The sequence below is a fragment of the Streptosporangium sp. NPDC000239 genome, assembly GCF_040300765.1.
GTDB lineage: Bacteria > Actinomycetota > Actinomycetes > Streptosporangiales > Streptosporangiaceae > Streptosporangium.
The window spans coordinates 544,666-561,978 of record NZ_JBEPEI010000004.1; the positions used below are offsets into that span (position 1 = coordinate 544,666).

General features: G+C 71.1%; 20 protein-coding genes and 1 pseudogene. 9 read left to right on the plus strand and 12 right to left on the minus strand.

Features of this window, described 5'->3' with window-relative positions:
* Positions 1-36 precede the first annotated feature (36 nt).
* Positions 37-624, plus strand: a complete 588-nt coding sequence (locus tag ABT340_RS14800) for a TetR/AcrR family transcriptional regulator (protein WP_352011253.1) — start codon at positions 37-39, stop codon at positions 622-624.
* Positions 625-724: 100 nt separating this feature from the next.
* Here the strand turns inward: ABT340_RS14800 and ABT340_RS14805 are convergent, their stop codons facing one another.
* Positions 725-1,381: a response regulator gene (locus ABT340_RS14805; protein ID WP_352011254.1), complete on the minus strand. Its 657-nt coding sequence runs from the start codon at positions 1,379-1,381 to the stop codon at positions 725-727.
* Complete coding sequence (locus ABT340_RS14810; protein WP_352011255.1) at positions 1,378-2,505, minus strand: sensor histidine kinase; 1,128 nt, start codon at positions 2,503-2,505, stop codon at positions 1,378-1,380. Before ABT340_RS14810 ends, ABT340_RS14805 begins: the two co-directional genes overlap by 4 nt.
* A 119-nt stretch (positions 2,506-2,624) precedes the next feature.
* Between ABT340_RS14810 and ABT340_RS14815 the strand changes: the two genes are divergently transcribed.
* From ABT340_RS14815 to ABT340_RS14830, 4 genes are all read left to right on the plus strand, one after another.
* A complete protein-coding gene (locus ABT340_RS14815) occupies positions 2,625-3,923 on the plus strand; it encodes an alpha/beta hydrolase family protein (protein WP_352011256.1) in 1,299 nt (432 codons plus the stop codon).
* A 62-nt stretch (positions 3,924-3,985) separates the two neighbouring features.
* A complete protein-coding gene (locus tag ABT340_RS14820) occupies positions 3,986-4,300 on the plus strand; it encodes a hypothetical protein (protein ID WP_352011257.1) in 315 nt (104 codons plus the stop codon).
* 211 nt (positions 4,301-4,511) lie between these two features.
* On the plus strand, positions 4,512-4,892 hold the full coding sequence (locus ABT340_RS14825) for an FAD-dependent monooxygenase (protein ID WP_352011258.1): 381 nt from the start codon (positions 4,512-4,514) through the stop codon (positions 4,890-4,892).
* A 294-nt stretch (positions 4,893-5,186) separates the two neighbouring features.
* Entirely contained in the window at positions 5,187-6,242 is a 1,056-nt protein-coding gene (locus ABT340_RS14830) for a hypothetical protein (RefSeq protein WP_352011259.1), read from the plus strand.
* A 297-nt stretch (positions 6,243-6,539) separates the two neighbouring features.
* Here the strand turns inward: ABT340_RS14830 and ABT340_RS42460 are convergent.
* Both ABT340_RS42460 and ABT340_RS14840 read right to left on the minus strand, forming a co-directional pair.
* A pseudogene (locus ABT340_RS42460) lies at positions 6,540-6,614 on the minus strand (transposase); the annotation flags it as partial.
* 72 nt (positions 6,615-6,686) lie between these two features.
* Complete coding sequence (locus ABT340_RS14840; RefSeq protein ID WP_352011260.1) at positions 6,687-7,376, minus strand: TetR/AcrR family transcriptional regulator; 690 nt, start codon at positions 7,374-7,376, stop codon at positions 6,687-6,689.
* A 130-nt stretch (positions 7,377-7,506) separates the two neighbouring features.
* On the opposite strand from ABT340_RS14840, the gene ABT340_RS14845 reads away from it, so the two are divergent.
* Together ABT340_RS14845 and ABT340_RS14850 are read left to right on the plus strand one after the other, a co-directional pair.
* A complete protein-coding gene (locus ABT340_RS14845; RefSeq protein ID WP_352011261.1) occupies positions 7,507-8,523 on the plus strand; it encodes an NAD(P)-dependent alcohol dehydrogenase in 1,017 nt (338 codons plus the stop codon).
* 97 nt (positions 8,524-8,620) lie between these two features.
* Complete coding sequence (locus tag ABT340_RS14850; RefSeq protein ID WP_352011262.1) at positions 8,621-9,109, plus strand: DUF6326 family protein; 489 nt, start codon at positions 8,621-8,623, stop codon at positions 9,107-9,109.
* A 234-nt stretch (positions 9,110-9,343) separates the two neighbouring features.
* Here ABT340_RS14850 and ABT340_RS14855 read toward each other — a convergent pair whose 3' ends face one another.
* From ABT340_RS14855 to ABT340_RS14865, 3 genes are read right to left on the minus strand one after another with little or no spacing between them, the layout of a single operon-like run.
* Positions 9,344-10,108 carry an ABC-2 transporter permease gene (locus tag ABT340_RS14855; RefSeq protein ID WP_352011263.1) on the minus strand — a complete coding sequence of 255 codons (765 nt, stop codon included), beginning with the start codon at positions 10,106-10,108 and terminating at the stop codon, positions 9,344-9,346.
* 43 nt (positions 10,109-10,151) lie between these two features.
* Positions 10,152-11,729, minus strand: coding sequence for a DUF1349 domain-containing protein (locus tag ABT340_RS14860; RefSeq protein ID WP_352011264.1), 1,578 nt, complete (start codon positions 11,727-11,729; stop codon positions 10,152-10,154).
* Positions 11,726-12,643, minus strand: a complete 918-nt coding sequence (locus ABT340_RS14865) for an ATP-binding cassette domain-containing protein (protein WP_352011265.1) — start codon at positions 12,641-12,643, stop codon at positions 11,726-11,728. The genes ABT340_RS14860 and ABT340_RS14865 overlap by 4 nt, the downstream gene beginning before the upstream one ends.
* An 87-nt stretch (positions 12,644-12,730) precedes the next feature.
* Here ABT340_RS14865 and ABT340_RS14870 point away from each other — a divergent pair, with 87 nt between their 5' ends.
* Positions 12,731-13,936: a sensor histidine kinase gene (locus ABT340_RS14870; RefSeq protein ID WP_352011266.1), complete on the plus strand. Its 1,206-nt coding sequence runs from the start codon at positions 12,731-12,733 to the stop codon at positions 13,934-13,936.
* Complete coding sequence (locus ABT340_RS14875) at positions 13,933-14,619, plus strand: response regulator transcription factor (RefSeq protein ID WP_352011267.1); 687 nt, start codon at positions 13,933-13,935, stop codon at positions 14,617-14,619. The genes ABT340_RS14870 and ABT340_RS14875 overlap by 4 nt, the downstream gene beginning before the upstream one ends.
* Before the next feature lie 463 nt (positions 14,620-15,082).
* Here ABT340_RS14875 and ABT340_RS14880 read toward each other — a convergent pair whose 3' ends face one another.
* From ABT340_RS14880 to ABT340_RS14900, 5 genes are all read right to left on the minus strand, one after another.
* Positions 15,083-15,304: a BldC family transcriptional regulator gene (locus tag ABT340_RS14880; RefSeq protein ID WP_352011268.1), complete on the minus strand. Its 222-nt coding sequence runs from the start codon at positions 15,302-15,304 to the stop codon at positions 15,083-15,085.
* A 49-nt stretch (positions 15,305-15,353) separates the two neighbouring features.
* On the minus strand, positions 15,354-15,539 hold the full coding sequence (locus ABT340_RS14885) for a hypothetical protein (protein WP_352011269.1): 186 nt from the start codon (positions 15,537-15,539) through the stop codon (positions 15,354-15,356).
* A 588-nt stretch (positions 15,540-16,127) separates the two neighbouring features.
* On the minus strand, positions 16,128-16,520 hold the full coding sequence (locus ABT340_RS14890) for a hypothetical protein (protein ID WP_352011270.1): 393 nt from the start codon (positions 16,518-16,520) through the stop codon (positions 16,128-16,130).
* Positions 16,517-17,059, minus strand: coding sequence for a hypothetical protein (locus ABT340_RS14895; RefSeq protein ID WP_352011271.1), 543 nt, complete (start codon positions 17,057-17,059; stop codon positions 16,517-16,519). The genes ABT340_RS14890 and ABT340_RS14895 overlap by 4 nt, the downstream gene beginning before the upstream one ends.
* The coding region (locus ABT340_RS14900) for a hypothetical protein (protein WP_352011272.1) at positions 17,056-17,313 on the minus strand (258 nt) is incomplete at its 5' end. The genes ABT340_RS14895 and ABT340_RS14900, both read right to left, overlap by 4 nt.

Genomic DNA, 17,313 nt, shown 5'->3' on the forward strand with positions numbered 1-17,313 from the left:
ATCGTACTAGTACGCCTACTGGTATAGCGTGACTGTATGCCGCCCACCAATCCGGCCCGTCGCCGCGCCCTGACCGATGCCGCCATCGCGCTGCTGGCGTCGTCGGGCGTGCACGGGCTGACCCACCGCGCGGTGGAGAAGGAGGCGGACCTTCCGCCGGGAACCGCCTCCAACTACTTCCGTGACCGGGAGACGCTGCTGGTGGCCGCCGCGGAGCGCGTCGTCGAGCTGCACCACACAGACACCGGCCAGGCCACCGACCAGGCCACCGACCAGCCCGCGACGCTGGACGACCTGCTGACCGAGTCGCTGTTCACGGCGGCGACCACACTGCGCGACCGCTACCTGGCGATCTTCGAGCTCCAGCTGGAGTCCGTACGCCGCCCGGCGCTCGCCTCGGCCCTCGCGGGCCTGGGGGACGCGGCGGTACGGATCACCGCAGGGCAGCACGACAAACTCGGTCTCACCCTCCCCCGCGAGACGATTCCCACCCTGATCGCGCTCTACGGGGGCGCGCTGTTCACCCTGGTCACCGCACCACCGGAGACCGTCAACAGGGACACCGTCCAGGCCCTGGTCCGGACCATCCTGGATGGCTGCGCCTCCCCGGAGGAGAAGATCTGAGGCCTGCCATCGGCGCTCCGGCGGCAACGACGCCGCAGGTCGGCGGCCTGACCTCCAGACCGTTCACGGGGCACCGCCACCCCTGTCCCGGCCCGCCGACCTACGATCCGGGTCGGACCAGGCCCGCCTCGTAGGCCGCGATGACCGCCTGGACACGGTCCCGTAGCCCCAGCTTGGTCAGCACATTGCTGACGTGCGTCTTGACCGTGTGCCCGCTGACCACCAGGTGCGCCGCGATCTCCGGGTTCGACAGGCCTCGGCCGAGCAGGGTCAGGATCTCGCGCTCCCGCTCGGTCAGCACGCTCAGGTCCGCGGTCGGGGCGCCGGGCCGGGTTCGGCGGCGTACGACGTCGTCGATCAGCCGGCGGGTGACCGCGGGCGCCAGCAGGGCCTGCCCGTCCGCGGCCACACGGACGGCGTGCACCAGGTCGTCGGCGCGCACGTCCTTGAGCAGGAAACCACTGGCCCCGGCCTCAAGCGCGTCGTAGACGTAGTCGTCCTGGTCGAACGTCGTCAGCATGACGACCTTGGCGGCCGTCTCGGCGCACACGATCCTGGCGGCGGCGATGCCGTCGAGCCCGGGCATCCGGATGTCCATGAGGATCACGTCCGGGGCCAGGTCGCGAGCCGCCTCCACGGCCGTGCGGCCGTCGCCCGCCTCGGCGACGACACGCATGTCGGGCTGGCCGTCCACGATGAGCACGAAGCCGCTGCGCACCAGCTCCTGGTCGTCGGCCACGACCACGTTGATCGTCACCGCGACGCCCCGGCGGGGAGCCTCGCCACGATCTCGAACCCGGCCGCGACCGCGCCCCAGGTGAGCGTTCCGCCGCAGGCCACGGCACGCTCTCGCATCCCGATCAGGCCGTGGCCTCCCGCGCCCACGGAGGCCGGGCCGCCGCCGTTCGTGACGGTGATCATGAGTTCGTCGTCCTTCCAGTCGAGCCGGACCTCACCGGTCGCGGCCCCGGCGTGCTTGACCAGGTTGGTGAGCGCCTCCTGCACGATCCGGTACGCCGCCACCTCGGTGTCCGCCGGCAGTGTCACCGGCTCGCCGACGACGGTCAGCCGCACCTCGGGGCCCGTCGCCGAGACCCGCTCCACCAGCTCCCCGACACCGTCGAGCGTGGGCTGCGGCGCCAGTGCGGGCTCGCCGTCCTTGAGCAGGTCGAGCATGCGGCGCAACTGCGCCTGCGCGTCCCGCCCGACGTCGGCGATCGTCCGGAACGCCTGAGCCGCCCGTTCCGGCGAGGTCCGTGCGGCGTACGGCCCCGCCTCCGCCTGCACGATCATGATGCTGATGCCGTGCGCGAGGATGTCGTGCGTGTCGCGGGCGATTCTGGCACGTTCACGTTCGGCGGCCCGCTCGGCCACGAGCGCCGCGTACTCCCGGTGCTGTACGACGGCCCGGCCCATCACGTACGCGGCCAGTGCCGTCAGCGTGCTGCGCACGAAGGTTGTGGGTGACACCGTGACCGCCGGGGCCAGGCTGAGCAGGATCGCCGCCACCCGCTGCCACCGCGGTGACCGCTCGGCCACCGTGTAGAGGGCGACCAACCATCCGTACGGCACCGGCTGAGACGGGACGTCGGGGCCCAGGGCCGCGTAGACCTCCGAGGCCGCCGCCACCACGACGAACACCGCCATGGGGAACCGGCGGCGCAGCAGCAGTGGCAGCGAGGAGAACAGGATCGGCCAGTACTCGGCGAACGTCCACGGCTCCAGGCCGGCCATTCGCTCGGTGAACAGGAACGGGACGGTCTGTCCGACGAGCACCGCGAACACGACGGCGGCGTCGGCGGCCCCCGGCGGGAGCGCGCGGAGCCGGGCGCGCACGGTGCGCAGGGTGTTCGTCACCGCCCGGTGGAACCTGTCGTACATCACCGCCAAGTATCGCCCGCGTGGGTGAGTCCTCAGATCGCCTGCGTCGGCGATGTGATCAAAGGCTGATTTATCAAGACTTGTCGGTGCAATTGATCCGTTGACCTGGAGAGATACCGATGAAGCTCGTGGCAGCCGCGCTCCTGGCGCTGTCCCTGCACCGCCCGGCCGCCGCCCCGGACGTCCCGTTGAAGAGCGTCGATGTCACCTTCACCACCCCGGACGGGCAGCGACTGGGCGGCAGGATCTTCCAGCCCGCCCAGGCCGAGGGCAAGCTCCCCGGCCTGGTGCTGGTGCACGGCTCGGGAGACGGCAACGGCTGGGAGGACCTGCGAGCCGAGGCCGAGGCGTTCGCCGCGCAGGGCATGGTGGTACTGGCCCCCGACAAACGTTCGGCCGGCTACTCCAAGACCGAGCGCGACTACGGGCAACTGGCCGACGACGCGCTGGCCGCCCTCACCGTACTGAGGAAGCAGCCGTCGGTCGGGCGGGCCGGGCTGTGGGGCGTCAGCGAGGGCGGCTGGGTGGCGCCGATCGCGGCCACCAGGTCCAAGGACGTGGAGTTCCTGGTCACGGTGGGCGGCCCCGGCTACTCGCCGCTGCGCACCCAGTCGTGGAACGCGGCCAACAAGGTGCACCGGGCGGGCGTGCGCGGGTCGCTGAACAGGGCGTACGCCGGCACGTTCCACCGGCTCCTGGGCGACGTGGGCCTCTTCCCCGAGGCCGACCACGACCCCGCGCCCACGCTCGCCCGGCTCACCCGGCCGGTGCTGGCCCTGTGGGGGGCCGAGGACAACCAGGTGATGCCCGCGGAGAGCGCCGAACGGTTCCGGGCGAACGTCCACGGCAGCCTGACCGTCAGGTTCTTCCCGAACGCCGGGCACTCGCTGCGCGCCGACGACCGGACCCTCGTCTCCGGCTACGCCGACACGGTCGGATCCTGGGTGCGACGGGTGGCCGCGGGCGAGACGCCGACTCCCAGCGCCGACCCTTACCCGGCTCAGGAAACACGGAGCGTGGAGCCTCCGGCACCGGCCTGGTGGTCCTCCTGGCAGCTCCAGCTCGGCGGGCTCGTCCTGATGCTGCTGGTGTTCCTGGGCGGAGTGGTGCGCTGGCGGCGTCTGGCGTGGTCCGCCCGCGTCGTGGCGGCCTCGGGCGTCCTGTCGCTGGCCGGGTTCGTGTTCACGATGGTCACGTTGGTCGCGACCTCGAACAGCAAGGGCGTCTCGCCCGGCCCCCTGCTGCTCGACCGGCCCGTAGCCTGGCTCGCGGCGCAGTTCCTGGCCGTCGGCACCACCGTCGCGACGCTGACCTGCCTGGCCCGATGGCGTACGGCCTCCCTGGGGGTGCGGGTGGTCACGGCGACGGGACTCGGGTTCGTCCCGTGGGCGCTCTACTGGGGTCTCCTGCTTCCCTGACCCACCTGACACGAAGCCGGGGTGTCACGACGGTGCCGTGACACCCGATGGGATTCTGTGGTGTGTTCGAAGAGAAGGTCACCGCCCTTTCCCAGATGACGGCCGAGCACATGGCCATGCCGTTCCCACCCGGCCTCCGTGGCCTGGACATCGCGGGCCACGACCTGGTGATGCTCGACGCGGACGCCTACGGCTACGCCGTACGCGTTCTCAACGGCTCGCTCGACGAACAGCGACATGCGAGCCTGACCCGGATGACGACGGTTCTTGAGAAGGTCCTCGCGGCGATCGAGGACGAGTATGCGACCACGTACTACACGCACGTCCGCGACCTGGCCGCGCTGGCCGTGGAGGTCGAGACGCTTCGCGGGAGATGACCCCCGCCGCACCGCGACAGGTCACCGAACGTGGTCGGAGAAGGTTTCGAGAACGTCCACGACCCGAAAAGCCGTCAATCCTTCTGGACGTGGGCCCGTTCATCCGCCGGATGTTCCGCCCTTGATCAGGAATCCCGGAAGGGTGATGCTGACATCGGTTCCCATGCACGGCTGGTTAGGCGGAGGAGTTTCATCCGGTTAGTGAGGTGTCATGACCGAGCGGACAGTCCTGATCTCCGGAGCCGGGGTCGGCGGGCCGACGGCGGCCTACTGGCTGGCCAGGTACGGCTTCCAGGTCACCGTCGTCGAACGCGCCGGGACGCCGTGCTCCAGCGGGAACCCGGTGGACGTCAGGGGCCCCGCCGTACAGGTCGTGGAGCAGATGGGGGTCATGCCCCGGCTGCGCGAGGCCGCGACCGGCACGACGGGCCTCACCTTCGTCGACGCGGCGGGCAGGCGGGTCGGCCGGATGGACATGCGCGCCTTCCAGCAGCCGGACGAGGTCGAGGTACCTCGCGGCGATCCTGTACGAGGCGAGCCGCGACCACGCCGAGTCCGTCTTCGACGACTCCATCGCGACCCTCGACCATGACGAATACGGGGTCGAGGCCACCTCGTCGTAGCCGTTGGTCAGGCGCCGCAGTACCCGGCCGTCGAGGGCCTCGGCTGGGCCCGATAGCGCCCGGCGGTGGGGTCGGTGATCGGGCGGCAGCTCGCCGTCAGTCCTTCGTGAGGACCGGACGGCACCCCGTCGGCAAGTGAGCATGGGACGACACGGGCGTGTTCATTGCCCTCAGGTCGGCTTGATCGCGATCAAGCCCTGCATACCTTACAGGTCGTGACAATTGTTAACTCTAAGTGGTTCCCGCGTGCTGCGGGAGCCGCCATGACCGCGGCGCTGGCATTCGTACCGACCGTCGCGCAGGCGGAACCGGGTAGCCGAACGTTCGGCTACACCGGGGCTCCGCAGACCTTCACGGTCCCGGAAGGGGTGTGCGAGCTGATCGTGGACGCCTTCGGAGCCGCAGGCGGCACCGCCGTCTACGGATCTCCCGGCGGGCGAGGCGGCGAGGTCAACGGAACCGTCCAGGTCAACCCAGGGGACGAACTGACGATCTACGTCGGTGGCGCGGGCACAGGCGGGAACCTCGAAACCGGCGAGCCCGCCGCAGGCGGCTTCGGCGGCGGCGGCCGGCCCGGCGGCTACCAGGAGGACCTCAGGCCCGGCAACGGCACCAACGGCGGTGGCGGCGGCGGCACGACGACGATCGCCCTTGGCGACCAGCCGCTCATCATCGCCGGTGGCGGCGGTGGAGGCGCCGGCAGTTTCGCGGGTGGAACGGAAGGCCAAGGTGGCGACGGCGGCCAGAACGGCACCGACGGTGCCACCCCGAACCAGCCCGGCGCCGGTGCCGGCGGCTCCTCGGGCGGTAACGGTGGCACAGGCGGCGCCGGTGGGCAGCCCCTGACCGAATCCGAGCTTCCCGGCCTTCCCGGCGGGGCCGCCCAAGGACGCGCCGGAGGAAACGGCGCCGTCAACCTCGCCGACCCGCACATGGGCGCGGGCGGGGGCGGTGGCGGTGGTGCGCAAGGCGGCGGCGCCGGCGGCTCCTCCTCCACCGACACCCTGTACGGCGGCGGCGGGGGCGGAGGGTCGAGCCTCGGCCCTGCCGGATCCACCTTCACCGTCGGTGTCCGCCAGGGCGACGGCGAACTGACCCTCACCTACGACACCGAGTCGTGCGGCGTCCCGCCCACGCCGAAGCCGTGCCCCGACAAGAAGCCCAAGTCCTCTGGCGATAACGGCGACGTAAGCGGCGGCGCAGGCGGCGCCGGTGGACGGTCCGGGACGGACTCCGATCGTCCCGGCCTTCTCGGCGGGGACACTCAAGGACGCACCGGCGGAAACGGTGGCGGTGGCGGCTCCGCCGGTACCACGTAGGGGTGCCCCTCGACGGTCAGACACGGAACCTCACCACCCGTCTGCGGCGCGCTCTCACGAGGCGTTGAGGAGGGCCTTGATGTCGGTTTCGCGGATGACGGCCGAGCAGACTGGGGCACGAAGGGCTTTGTCGGCGGGGTTGCGTTTGACGATGTCCACGGCGCTTCCCAGGCCGGCGCCATGGGCGACAACCGTGTTCTTGAACCCTTGGTCGACCAGCACTTTGGTCACGCTGCCCTCGGTGACGACGGTGACCCGGTCCAGCAGGGCGACCCCGGCCGTGTTCTCGTGGGCTGAGGCCGTGAGGACCGGTCCGATCAACGCCCACTGAGCGTCGGTTAAGTCGCTCGGGTACGGCTTGCGCTCAGCCATCGCGCCATCCCAGCACAACTGGCCCCGCAGACGGGCGGTAGCACTACAAAGCCACACGATCATCTGACGACATCACGGATGGGGGCTCGCGGAAGGCACTCTCAGGGGCTCAAGGGCGGCCAGGACGAGGTCGAGGCCGAAGACGAACTCCTTCGCCGGGTCGAAGCCGGCGGCGACGAGCGCCGCGGCGGACTCGTTGAGGTAGGGGAACTCGTCAGGAGGAAGCTGGGGTAGGTAGGCGTCCTCGATCACGTCCGCGAGCTCGTCGGCGGTGCCGAACGGCAGGCTGGCCGCCTGCAGGGCGAAGCCGTAGACATAGCTGTCGAGCAACCAGTTGGCGTGCGTCGCCATCAAGGCCGAGAAGCCGGCCCTCCGCAGGCAGGCGGTGACCGCCTCGTGGTGGCGGAGGGTCGCGGGCCCTGGCGACGTCCGCGACTCCATCAGGCCGTTCGCCCACGGGTGGCGTGCGAGAACCTGTTGGGCGGACACCGCCCGCCGTCGTATCGCCGACTGCCAGTCGGTCCCTTCGGGCGGGAGCTCGATCTCCTCGAACACGACGTCGATCATGGCGTCCAGCAGCTCTTCCTTGCTCGCCACGTAGTGATACAGCGACATCGCGCCCGCGCCGAGCGTGCCGGCCAGCCGGCGCATGCTCAGCCCGTCGACCCCCTCGCGGTCGGCGAGCCGGATCGCCTCCTCCACCACCCGCTGCTTGCTCAGCCCCGCGTCGGACGCGACCCGCCTTTGTTCCCTCGCAGCCAACGGGTCTCCTCGCCTGCTCGTACGGCTTGACAGTCGTACAGCGTACGTCCATAGTACGGTGTACGTGTTCGTACGGTGTACGACGTACGGTGTACGAAACAGCGGGCGTCGCGGCTCGGAGGAGGCTTCTGTGGGGACTGAACGAACGCCGGCGGCGAGTCCGGCCGGGACGGCGACGATGCGGGCCGCCGTCCAGCACCGCTACGGCCCGCCCTCCGTGCTCGTGATGGCCGAGGTCGGGCTACCGCTGCCCGGTCGAGGCGATGCGCTCGTCCAGGTGGGCGCGACCGCAGTACATCCTGGCGACTACTTCGTCATGACCGGTGAGCCGTACGTGGTGCGTCTGGTGTTCGGGCTCCGTCGGCCGCGTCACGGCATCCCTGGCAGGGACCTCGCCGGCGTGGTGGCGGCGGTCGGGAAGGACGTCACCGCCCTCCGACCCGGCGACAAGGTGTTCGGCTGGAGCACCACGGGAACGCTCGCGGAGTACGCCCGCGTCCCGGCGGACCACCTCGTGTCCGTGCCCGCCAACCTGTCGGACGTGGACGCGGCGGCGGTGCCCACGTCCGGCATGACGGCATTGCAGGCGTTGCGCGACATCGCGAACGTTCGACCGGGCCAGACGGTGCTGATCACGGGCGCGTCGGGCGGCGTGGGCTCCTTCGCCGTACAGATCGCCAAGGCGTTCGGCGCCGAGGTGACGGGTGTGTGCAGCACCCGCAACGTCGACCTGGTCCGGTCACTCGGCGCCGACCACGTCGTCGACTACACCCAGACCGACTTCACCCGCACCGGGAAGCGCTACGACGTCATCCTCGACAACGTGGAAGCCCAGCCCCTGGCGGCTGTCCGCCGAGCGCTGACGCCCACCGGCACCCTCATCCCCAACAGCGGACGCGGCGGCCGCCGGATCGGCCCCCTCGGCCGGATCGTCAAAGCGCGCGTGCTGTCCGGGTTCACCCGTCAGCGGCTGAGGCCCTTCACGTCGGTCGGGAAGCGCCAGGACCTGCTCACCCTGGCCGACCTGCTCGCGACCGGGCAGGTCACGCCCGTCATCGACCGCACCCACCCCCTCGACGAAGCAGCTGACGCCCTCCGCCACGTCGCGGCCGGCCACACCCGAGGGAAGGTCGTCGTCACCGTCTGACGACCGGACCGGCGAGAACGACCCGACCCGTGCGTGTGCACGCCCGAACCTGCCGCCGCTCCGGCGCAGGGGACCGCTCCTCCCGAAAGAAGAACCGGTGACCATCCGCACGAAAACCCCGAACCTGCTCGACGACCCCCCGGTCCCCGTTCAGGCCAAGCTCGCCGCCGCATGGGCCGGCTTCATGTTCCTCTACATCTACGTCGACTACTTCCACCTCTACAAGCCCGGCGTCATCGACGGCGTCCGCGCCGGCGTCGTCTTCGAGTTCGACGTCAGCCCGACGTTACTGACCGTGATGCTCGCGTCCGTAGCGATCCCGGCCCTGATGGTGATGCTCTCCATGACGCTGCCCGCCCGGGTGAACCGCGCCACGAACCTCGTCGTCGCATCGCTCTACATCCCCTACTCGGTGTTCAACGCGGTAGGGGAGTCCTGGGACTGGGCCTTCTTCTATGGCCTCTCCATCGGAATCGAGGTACTGCTCCTGGCCTTCGTCCTGCGCTCCGCCTGGACATGGCCTCGGACCCCCGCCGTTCCGGCCGGTCCCGCGACGACCGGCCTTCGGCAGGACGTTCGACGGTAGGTATCCGTGTAAGGCCCTACGGCGTGAAGCCCGTAGGCCGAACGGTGGCCGACCGGCCGCGACGACGAAGGGGGCATCAGCTCGCCTGACGCGCTCTCAGGCGTTCATGCCCCTGACGTCGTGGCCAGGGAGTCGAGCCGTTGAGGAGGACCTTGACGTCGGTTTCCCGGTAGCGGCGTCGGTCGCCGGAGGTCCGCGCCGAGGGGTCCCGGACTGCTTCACCCGCGCCGGCAGCTACGCGTCGCGCATCCGTAGGAGCAACCCGCCGCCCAGGAGCGCCGCGGCGGCCCACGCGGTGAGGACGCCCAGGCCGGCCCATGGGCTGAGGGGAAGGCTGGACAGGTGGGTGGTGGCCTGGATGGCGAGCCCGGCATTCATCGGGGAGATCTGCCACAGAAGCCGCTGCCAGTCATCGTCGGCGACCATGAGGATGAGGGCGGGGAAGAGGTAGAGCAGGCCGAGCACGACCCCGATGGCGGTGGCGGAGTCCCGTACGGCGGTGGCGACGCCCAGGCTGAACAGGGCGACCAGCGTCAGATAGAGGACCGAACCGACGGCGGCGCGCACCATGGGACCGCTGGTGAGAAGGAGCATGTCGGCGGGGAAGCCGTTGGCGAGCAGGATGCGCCGCGTGGCCAGCGCGGAGGCGAGCACGGCGACACTTCCGGCGATCAGGGTCAAGCCGACCAGAATGATCGCCTTCGCGACCAGGACGCCGACCCGGCGCGGCATGGCGGTCAGGGTGAGGTGGATCATGCCGGTGCCGTACTCGCCGGTGATCGCCGACACGGCCAGGATGGCGACGACCGCCTGGCTCACCTGGACCCCGAAAAGGCCGATCTTGGCGGGGTCGTAGCCGCAGCCTTCCGAGGCGCAGGACACGACGGCGGAGGCCGCGACGCTGACGGCGACGGTCAGCACCACGATCGCGAGCAGCAGCCAGCCGGTGCCGGCCAGGGTACGGAGTTTCGTCCACTCCGCATGCAGGTGCTCTCTCATGCGCTCCTCCCGCGACGCGGGAAGAGGTCCCGACGGGGATGTCTCATGCGTCCCTCCTGCGGAGTCGAAGGACGGCCAAGCCGAGGGCGAGCGCCGTATAACCGGCCAGCACGGCCAGACCGGCCCACGGCGGCAGCGGGTAGAACCCGGCGATGGGCGCGTAGTGGCCGAGCACGTGCGCGTACTGCGGGACGCTCTGCTGCGTGGCGAAGCCGGCCGCCGGGGTGAGGCGCAGCAGCCACTGCGCCGCGCTGTCGGGCAGGACCGAGGTGGTGGCGAGGACGTGCGGGACCACGATCACCGCGATCGCGGTGACGACCGCCGCGACGCTGCGCCGCAGCAGCGCGCCGAGGGCGAGGGCGAGCACGGCGGCCAGCGCGAACAGCGCCGCCATGCCGACCACGATGCGCACCTGGGTGAACAGGGACACCGGGAGGACGGCGTTGCCGTTGCCGCGCAGGATCCGCCCGCCGACCGTGAACGTGATCGCACCGGCGGGCAGCGCGGCGGCGAAGGTGACCAGGCCGAGCGCCAGCGCCTTGGCCGCCAGCGTCCGGCCGCGGCGCGGGCCGGCCAGCAGGGTGACGCGGATCAGGCCGTGCCGGTACTCGGCGGTGACGAACATGACCGCCACCACGATCACCAGGATCAGCCCGGTCAGCGCACCGCTGAGGGGACGTTCCGCGGTCGGGCCCTCGATGGTCGGCGCGATGTCGCCGACGCCGGTGACGGAGAAGGTGCCACCGGACTGGCCGGCGCGGCCCGGGTGGTGCTCGACCCCGTCGGGACCGACGGTGACGCCGATGTCGTCGTCGCGCCACGCGCCGGACGTGCTGCCCTCCAGCTTGACCTGGTCGAACTCACCGGTGGCTTCGGTGAAGCGGGCCGCCGCGACGGACCCGCCGAGATCCCCCTGCGTGACCGTCAGATCCCCGGGGGAGGTCGCGAACAACCCGATCTGTACGGTCTGCGGTAGTCCGGCCAGGGTCGCGGTGCCGATCCGCGTCCAGTCCGTGCCGTCGACGGACTCGTATCCGGTGAGGGTGTCGCCGGAGCGGGTCAGCCGGAGCCAGCGCGGCGACTGCCGGGAGACGCCGCCCGCCCGGCCGGCCACGTCGTGGGTGAAGTCGTGCTGCATCCGCACCCCGTGCTCGCCGGTCATCATCACCGCCGCGTAGGCGGAGCCCTGCCTGGTGCTCTCCTTGATCATGACTCCGGCCTTCGCCCACGGCACGAGGCCGGGAACCACGTTGCGCCGCCCCGGGGTGACATCGGGCTTGCGGATCTGGCCGGTCATGGAGGTGAGGCGGACGGTGATGCCGCCGTCCCCCACCAGCGGCCGGTGCACGAAATAGAACTTGTCGTCCACCGCCTCGCCGCCCGGACCCACCAGGGGCGGAGGACAGGCGACCTCGACCGGACCGGCGCCGCACGAGGCGTGGCCGCTGGACGCGGACAGCAACCCGAGCAGCACGGTGACCAGTGCCGCTGCCGTCAGGGCGACCACCCAGCCGCGCACCGTCCTGAACTTGGTCCACTCGGCGCGCAGCGACCGCCCGAACCCTCCGCGTCCGGCCCCCGGCTCCGCGTGGTGTGAGGAGCGGCGCGAAATGGCGCTCATCGTGCCGCTCCCCGGTATTCGACCGCGTCGGCGGTGAGGTCCATGTAGGCCTGCTCCAGCGTCACCCGGTACGTCGCCACCTCGGAGAACGGCACCGCGCCGGCGTTGAGTACGGCCACGACGTGCTCCGACGACAGCCCTGAGACGACGATCGTGTCGTGGTCGGTGACGGCCGTGGTGGCGCCGGCGTGACCCAGCGCGGACATCGCCGCCGAACGCGCCGCCGTCCGCAGTGTGACCCGGCCGCGGGAGGCGGTCGTGATGAGATCGGCCACGCTGGTGTCGGCGATGACGCGGCCCTTGCCCACCACCACGAGATGGTCGGCGGTGTCCTCCAGTTCGCTCATCAGATGGCTGGACACCAGCACGGTCCGCCCTTCGCCGGCCAGTGACCGCAGGAGGCCGCGCATCCACACGACGCCCTCGGGATCAAGGCCGTTGACCGGCTCGTCCAGCATGAGCACCGGCGGGTCCCCGAGCAACGCGGCCGCGATACCGAGCCGTTGGCGCATGCCCAGCGAGAAGCCGCCCGCCCTGCGCCGGGCGGCGGACCGCATGCCCACCTGTTGGAGCACCTCATCGACCCGCCTGCCGTCCAGGCCCTGGGAGTGGGCCAGCCACAGCAGATGGTTGCGCGCGGTACGGCTCGGCTGCAGCGCCCCGGCATCCAGCAGCGCGCCGACGTGGGTGAGCGGGTCGCGCAGGCCGACGTACGGCCGTCCGCCGATCAACGCCTGACCCTCCTCGGCCGCGTCCAGGCCGAGGATCACCCGCATCGTGGTGGACTTGCCCGCCCCGTTGGGGCCGACGAACCCGGTGACCCGGCCGGGCAGCACGGTGAACGACATGCCGTCCAGCGCAAGGGTCGGGCCGAACCGTTTGCGCAGCCCGCTGACTTCGATGGTTGCCTGCATGCGACCGGTTGTACGGACCCGGCCCTAACACGGGCCGAACAGAGGCTGTCACATCGCTGTTAGGTCCGGTACGGCATCCTGGAACCCATGCGAATCTGGCGACGGCCGGCGCGCACCGTACGACTGCGCTTCACCGTCTTGTACGGTGCCATGTTCCTGCTGTCCGCCGTCGGACTGCTGGTCATCACCAACCTCGTGGGCCTCGGAGGGACGCGGGTCAGCCGATCCGCACCCCCTGGGACCCCGCCGGTCGAGCCGACCACGCTCGCCGCCGCCACCGAGCGCATCGCGTGGCTCCAAACCCAGCTGTCGGACACCCACGCGGCCCAGTCACGCCAGTTCCTGATCGGCTCGGCGCTGGCGCTCGCGGTCATGGCCGTGGTGTCGCTCGTCCTGGGCCGCCTCATCGCCGGCAGGGTGCTGCGCCCGCTACGGATGATCACCGCGGCCACCCGCCGCATCTCCGCCGACAACCTGCACGAGCGGCTGGCCGCCCAGGGCCCGGCCGACGAAGTCAAAGATCTTGCCGACACCATCGACGACCTGCTGGAACGGCTGGAGAGCTCATTCGCCGCACAACGCCGGTTCGTCGCCAACGCCTCCCACGAACTCCGCACCCCGCTGGCCACCATGCGCGCGTCCCTGGACGTGGCCCTGGCCAAGCCGGAGCCCGTACCGGCGCAGACCGCCGCGCTGGCCGACCGGCTCCGCACCGAACTCGACCAGGTCGACCGGCTGCTCGAAGGTTTCCTCATGCTCGCCCGCGCCCAGCACGGCGCCCTGACCGACCGCACCACGCTCTCACTCCACCAGCTGGCGACCGCCGCCCTGCACGCCCGGACCGCCGACATCGCCACCAACAACCTCACCGTCCGCTCCCCCGCCGCCGCCGACACCCCGGGCACCGCGCACGACAGCGCGTGGACGCAGGGAAACAGGACGCTCATCACCCGCATGATCGACAACGTCATCGACAACGCCATCACCCACAACCACGAAGGCGGCTCGATCCTCCTCGCCACCACCACCGACGGCGCAACGGCTCGGCTCGTCGTCGAGACCGGCGGACGCGTCCTCGACCAGCGACAGGTCGACCGACTGGCTCAGCCCTTCCAGCGACTCGGCGCCGACCGCACCCACTCCGGCGACGGCTCCGGGCTCGGCCTTTCGATCGTCGCAGCCGTCGCCGCCGCGCACGGCGGCACCCTCGACCTGCGGGCCCGGCCGGAAGGCGGTCTCCGCGTCGTCATCTCGCTGCCGGCGGCGGCCGTACCGGCGGAGGTCGCGGCGTGAGGGTGCTCGTGGTGGAGGACGCGCGCTCCCTCGCCGCCGTACTCGCCGAAGGCCTGAGCGATCAGGGCATGGCCGTGGACGTCGCCCACGACGGCCTGGAGGCCGCAGCCAAGCTCGACCTCAACGCCTACGACGTGGTCGTCCTCGACCGCGACCTGCCGGGTATCCACGGCGACACCCTCTGCCGGATGATCACTGAACACGACGACCGTGTCATGGTCCTGATGCTGACCGCGGCCGACGAGCCCGGAGACCGGGTCACCGGCCTGACCCTGGGAGCCGACGACTACCTGACCAAGCCCTTCCACTTCCCCGAGCTGGTGCTGCGCATCCGCTCCCTCGCCCGCCGCCGTCCCACCGCCCAGCCCCGTACGCTGCGCGCGGCCGGCATCGAGCTCGACCCGCTGCGCCGCACCGCCACCCGCGACGGCCGCCACCTGGATCTGTCGGTCAAAGAGTTCGCCCTGCTCGAAGCCCTCCTCCGCGCCGCTCCCGCGTTCCTCAGTGCCGAGGACCTGCTCGAACAGGTGTGGGACGAGCACGCCAACCCCCTGACCAACACCGTCACGGTCACCGTCGGCCGCCTGCGCCGCAAACTCGGCGACCCCCCTGCCATCACCACCACGCCCAGGGTGGGATACCGGATCACGGCCCACGATCTCCGGGAAGACCCCGTCATCTGACCACCCGGCCGACGCGGGAGAACCGGAGACAGGTGGCTCCTCCTCCACCGACACCCTGTACGGCGGCGGCGGGGGCGGCGGGTCGAGCCTCGGCCCTGCCGGATCCACCTTCACCGTCGGTGTCCGCCAGGGCGACGGCGAACTGACCCTCACCTACGACACCGAGTCGTGTGGCGTCCCGCCCGCGCCGGAGCCGTGCCCCGACAAGAAGCCCGGGCCCTCGAACGACAACGGCGACGTAAGCGGCGGCGCAGGCGGCGCCGGTGGACGGTCCAGGACCGACTCCGACCGTCCCGACCGTCCCGGCCTTCCCGGCAGGGACACTCAGGGACGCACCGGCGGAAACAGTGGTGGTGGCGGCTCCGCCCATACCACGTAGGGGTGACGCTCGACGGTCAGACGCGGAACCTCGCCACTCGCCTGTGGCCCGCCGTGGCCGCCACCGTCCGGCTGCGGCGCGCTTTCACGAGGCGTCGAGGAGTGCCCTGATGTCGCTTTCTCGGTAGCGGCGTTGCCTGCTGGGTGTCCTGACCGAGGGAATCTTCCCGGTGAGCGCCCACCGGTTCACGGTCTTGGGGTCCACGCCGAAGATCCGAGCCACTTCTCCGGGGGTGAGAAGTCGTTCGGTGGTGTCGGGCCCGGTGACGAAGGTGCCGTCGGGGGCGACGGCCTTGAGGGGGGACATAAGGCTCTCCTTCAGTGGCGGAGGGTGTGCAGGATCTGGTCGTGGTGGGTCAGCGCATGGACCAGGCGGTGCGGGGTCGTACGGCCCAGCACGTCCCGGGCCCCGGCCCCATGCTGGTCAGGGCGTAGCGGATGGCCCACCATCGGGGCAGGCCGGGCAGGTCGTGTCGCTCGTACCGCCAACCGGGGTGGGTGCTGATGAGCAGGCTGATCAGACGTCGCTCGTCGTCGGTCATGGCCACCCTGGTTCGGAGGGTGGACGGGAACACATGTCGTTCAGGCCGGGGCTTTCGCTCGGGGAGGGGTCCCGCTCGCTCGAACCATGAAGTCCAGGCGTCTTCGTTCGGCGCGGGCTTTCGAGGGCCTTCGCCCGGGCCACGGGGTCCGGGTTCGGGCCGTGAGTTCAGGGGTCCTCGTCCAGGCCGGGAGCCCGGGTCGTGAGACCCAGGATCCGACCGCTCAAGCCATGGGTCCGGGGTCTTCGTTCGGTTTGCGAGGTCCGGAATGCAGGGCCTTTCGTGGGACGGGTGCTTTCAGAGGCGGGTGCCCGGCCCCGAGCCGGGGAGCACTTGGCCGGGCACCCTGGAGGAGGACCGGCCCCAGGACACAGGGCCGGTGCGCCAGACGGCTCCCCTTCCCCAGCACGCCCGGAACGTGCACGGAAACCGCCTGCGAGGGAGTGCGGCCCAGACCCCTCCCGCCTGGACCGCACGCTTATGGGGGTGTGAAGGGTGTGCGGCCCAGGTCCCTCATCCCTGAGCCGCACGTCATGGGGTACGGCGAGCGACGGGTGGGATGAGTTTCCACGCCCGCCGTACCGGCTTTCAGGAGCGCAGCAGCCCGCGCAACGCCGTGGCCCGACCCGGTTGAGCCGCCTGACCAGGACATACGGCCTGACCGACCCGGGAGACCCGGGCCAGCTGCCTGACCCGAGCGGCCTGGATCGCTCGGGCGACGGCGACGGCCTGAATGCTCGGCGGCACCACCGGAACCACCTGAGCGGCCAACTTACGGTCCAACTCCTCGGCCGACCCGGCCCGCACCAGGAGCACCTCCCCGGCGTACGGCCTGCCGAACAGGGCGCTCCGGTAGGCGCTCCACAACCCGGTCGTCGAGCTGTGGAAGACCAGCCATCCGGGATGAGCCGTCTGCAGGGAGGCACAGGTTCGATCGGAAAACTCAGAAATTTGACGGGCCGTCCAGGCCGGAAGCGTCATGCCGCCCTCCCACCCGGCGAACGCCGATCCCCGGCGGAAACCGTTTCCCCACCCGGCGAAGACCGTCTCTCACCGGACATCATTCCCTCACCTGACGAAGGCCGTCCCCCGACGGGCGCCGTTCCCCCACCCGACGAACCCCGCTCCCCACTGGGCTCCTTGGTGATCACCTCGGTTCGCGTCCCACCGAACTCCTCGACGACCGCCCCTCCGGAGGGCCCTCCCCGCCTGCGGGAAGCCCTCCTGCGAACCGGCGCCGGGGAAGGCTGCGGCACGGGAGCCGTGAGCCGGATGGCCCGGATCATCTCCGCCTCCCGCATCCGCTCCTCCAACCCGTCAGCCGTGGGGTCCTCGACGATCACCGGCCGGGGGCCGTCCCAGGCGGCCACGGCGTAGAAGGAGCGTCGTCCCAGGCTGTAGAGCACCGTCCAGTCCACCCAGGCCTGGTCGATCCGCTCGGCTTCGGCGCGTGCCGGGCCGTCCCACACCCGCCGGTACACCGGGGCGTACGGCTGGCCGTCGCGGTGTCGTCCGGTCACGAGGTCACCCCCGCAACGGCGTCGCGGGCGGTCTTCTCCTGCTCGGCGATGACGGCCTGGACCTCCTCAAAGGTGTCGGCGTCCACTGCCGACTGCGCCCCGGCCCGTACGGCGATGCGGGGAAAGAGGTGGTTGCGGAAGGCCCAGAACCGGCCCGCGTCACTGATGATCAACCGCCAACCCGGGATCACCGGACGGCCGGGGGTGTCGTGCATGATCTGGACCTCCACGATCCGACCAGAGGCATGCCTGGC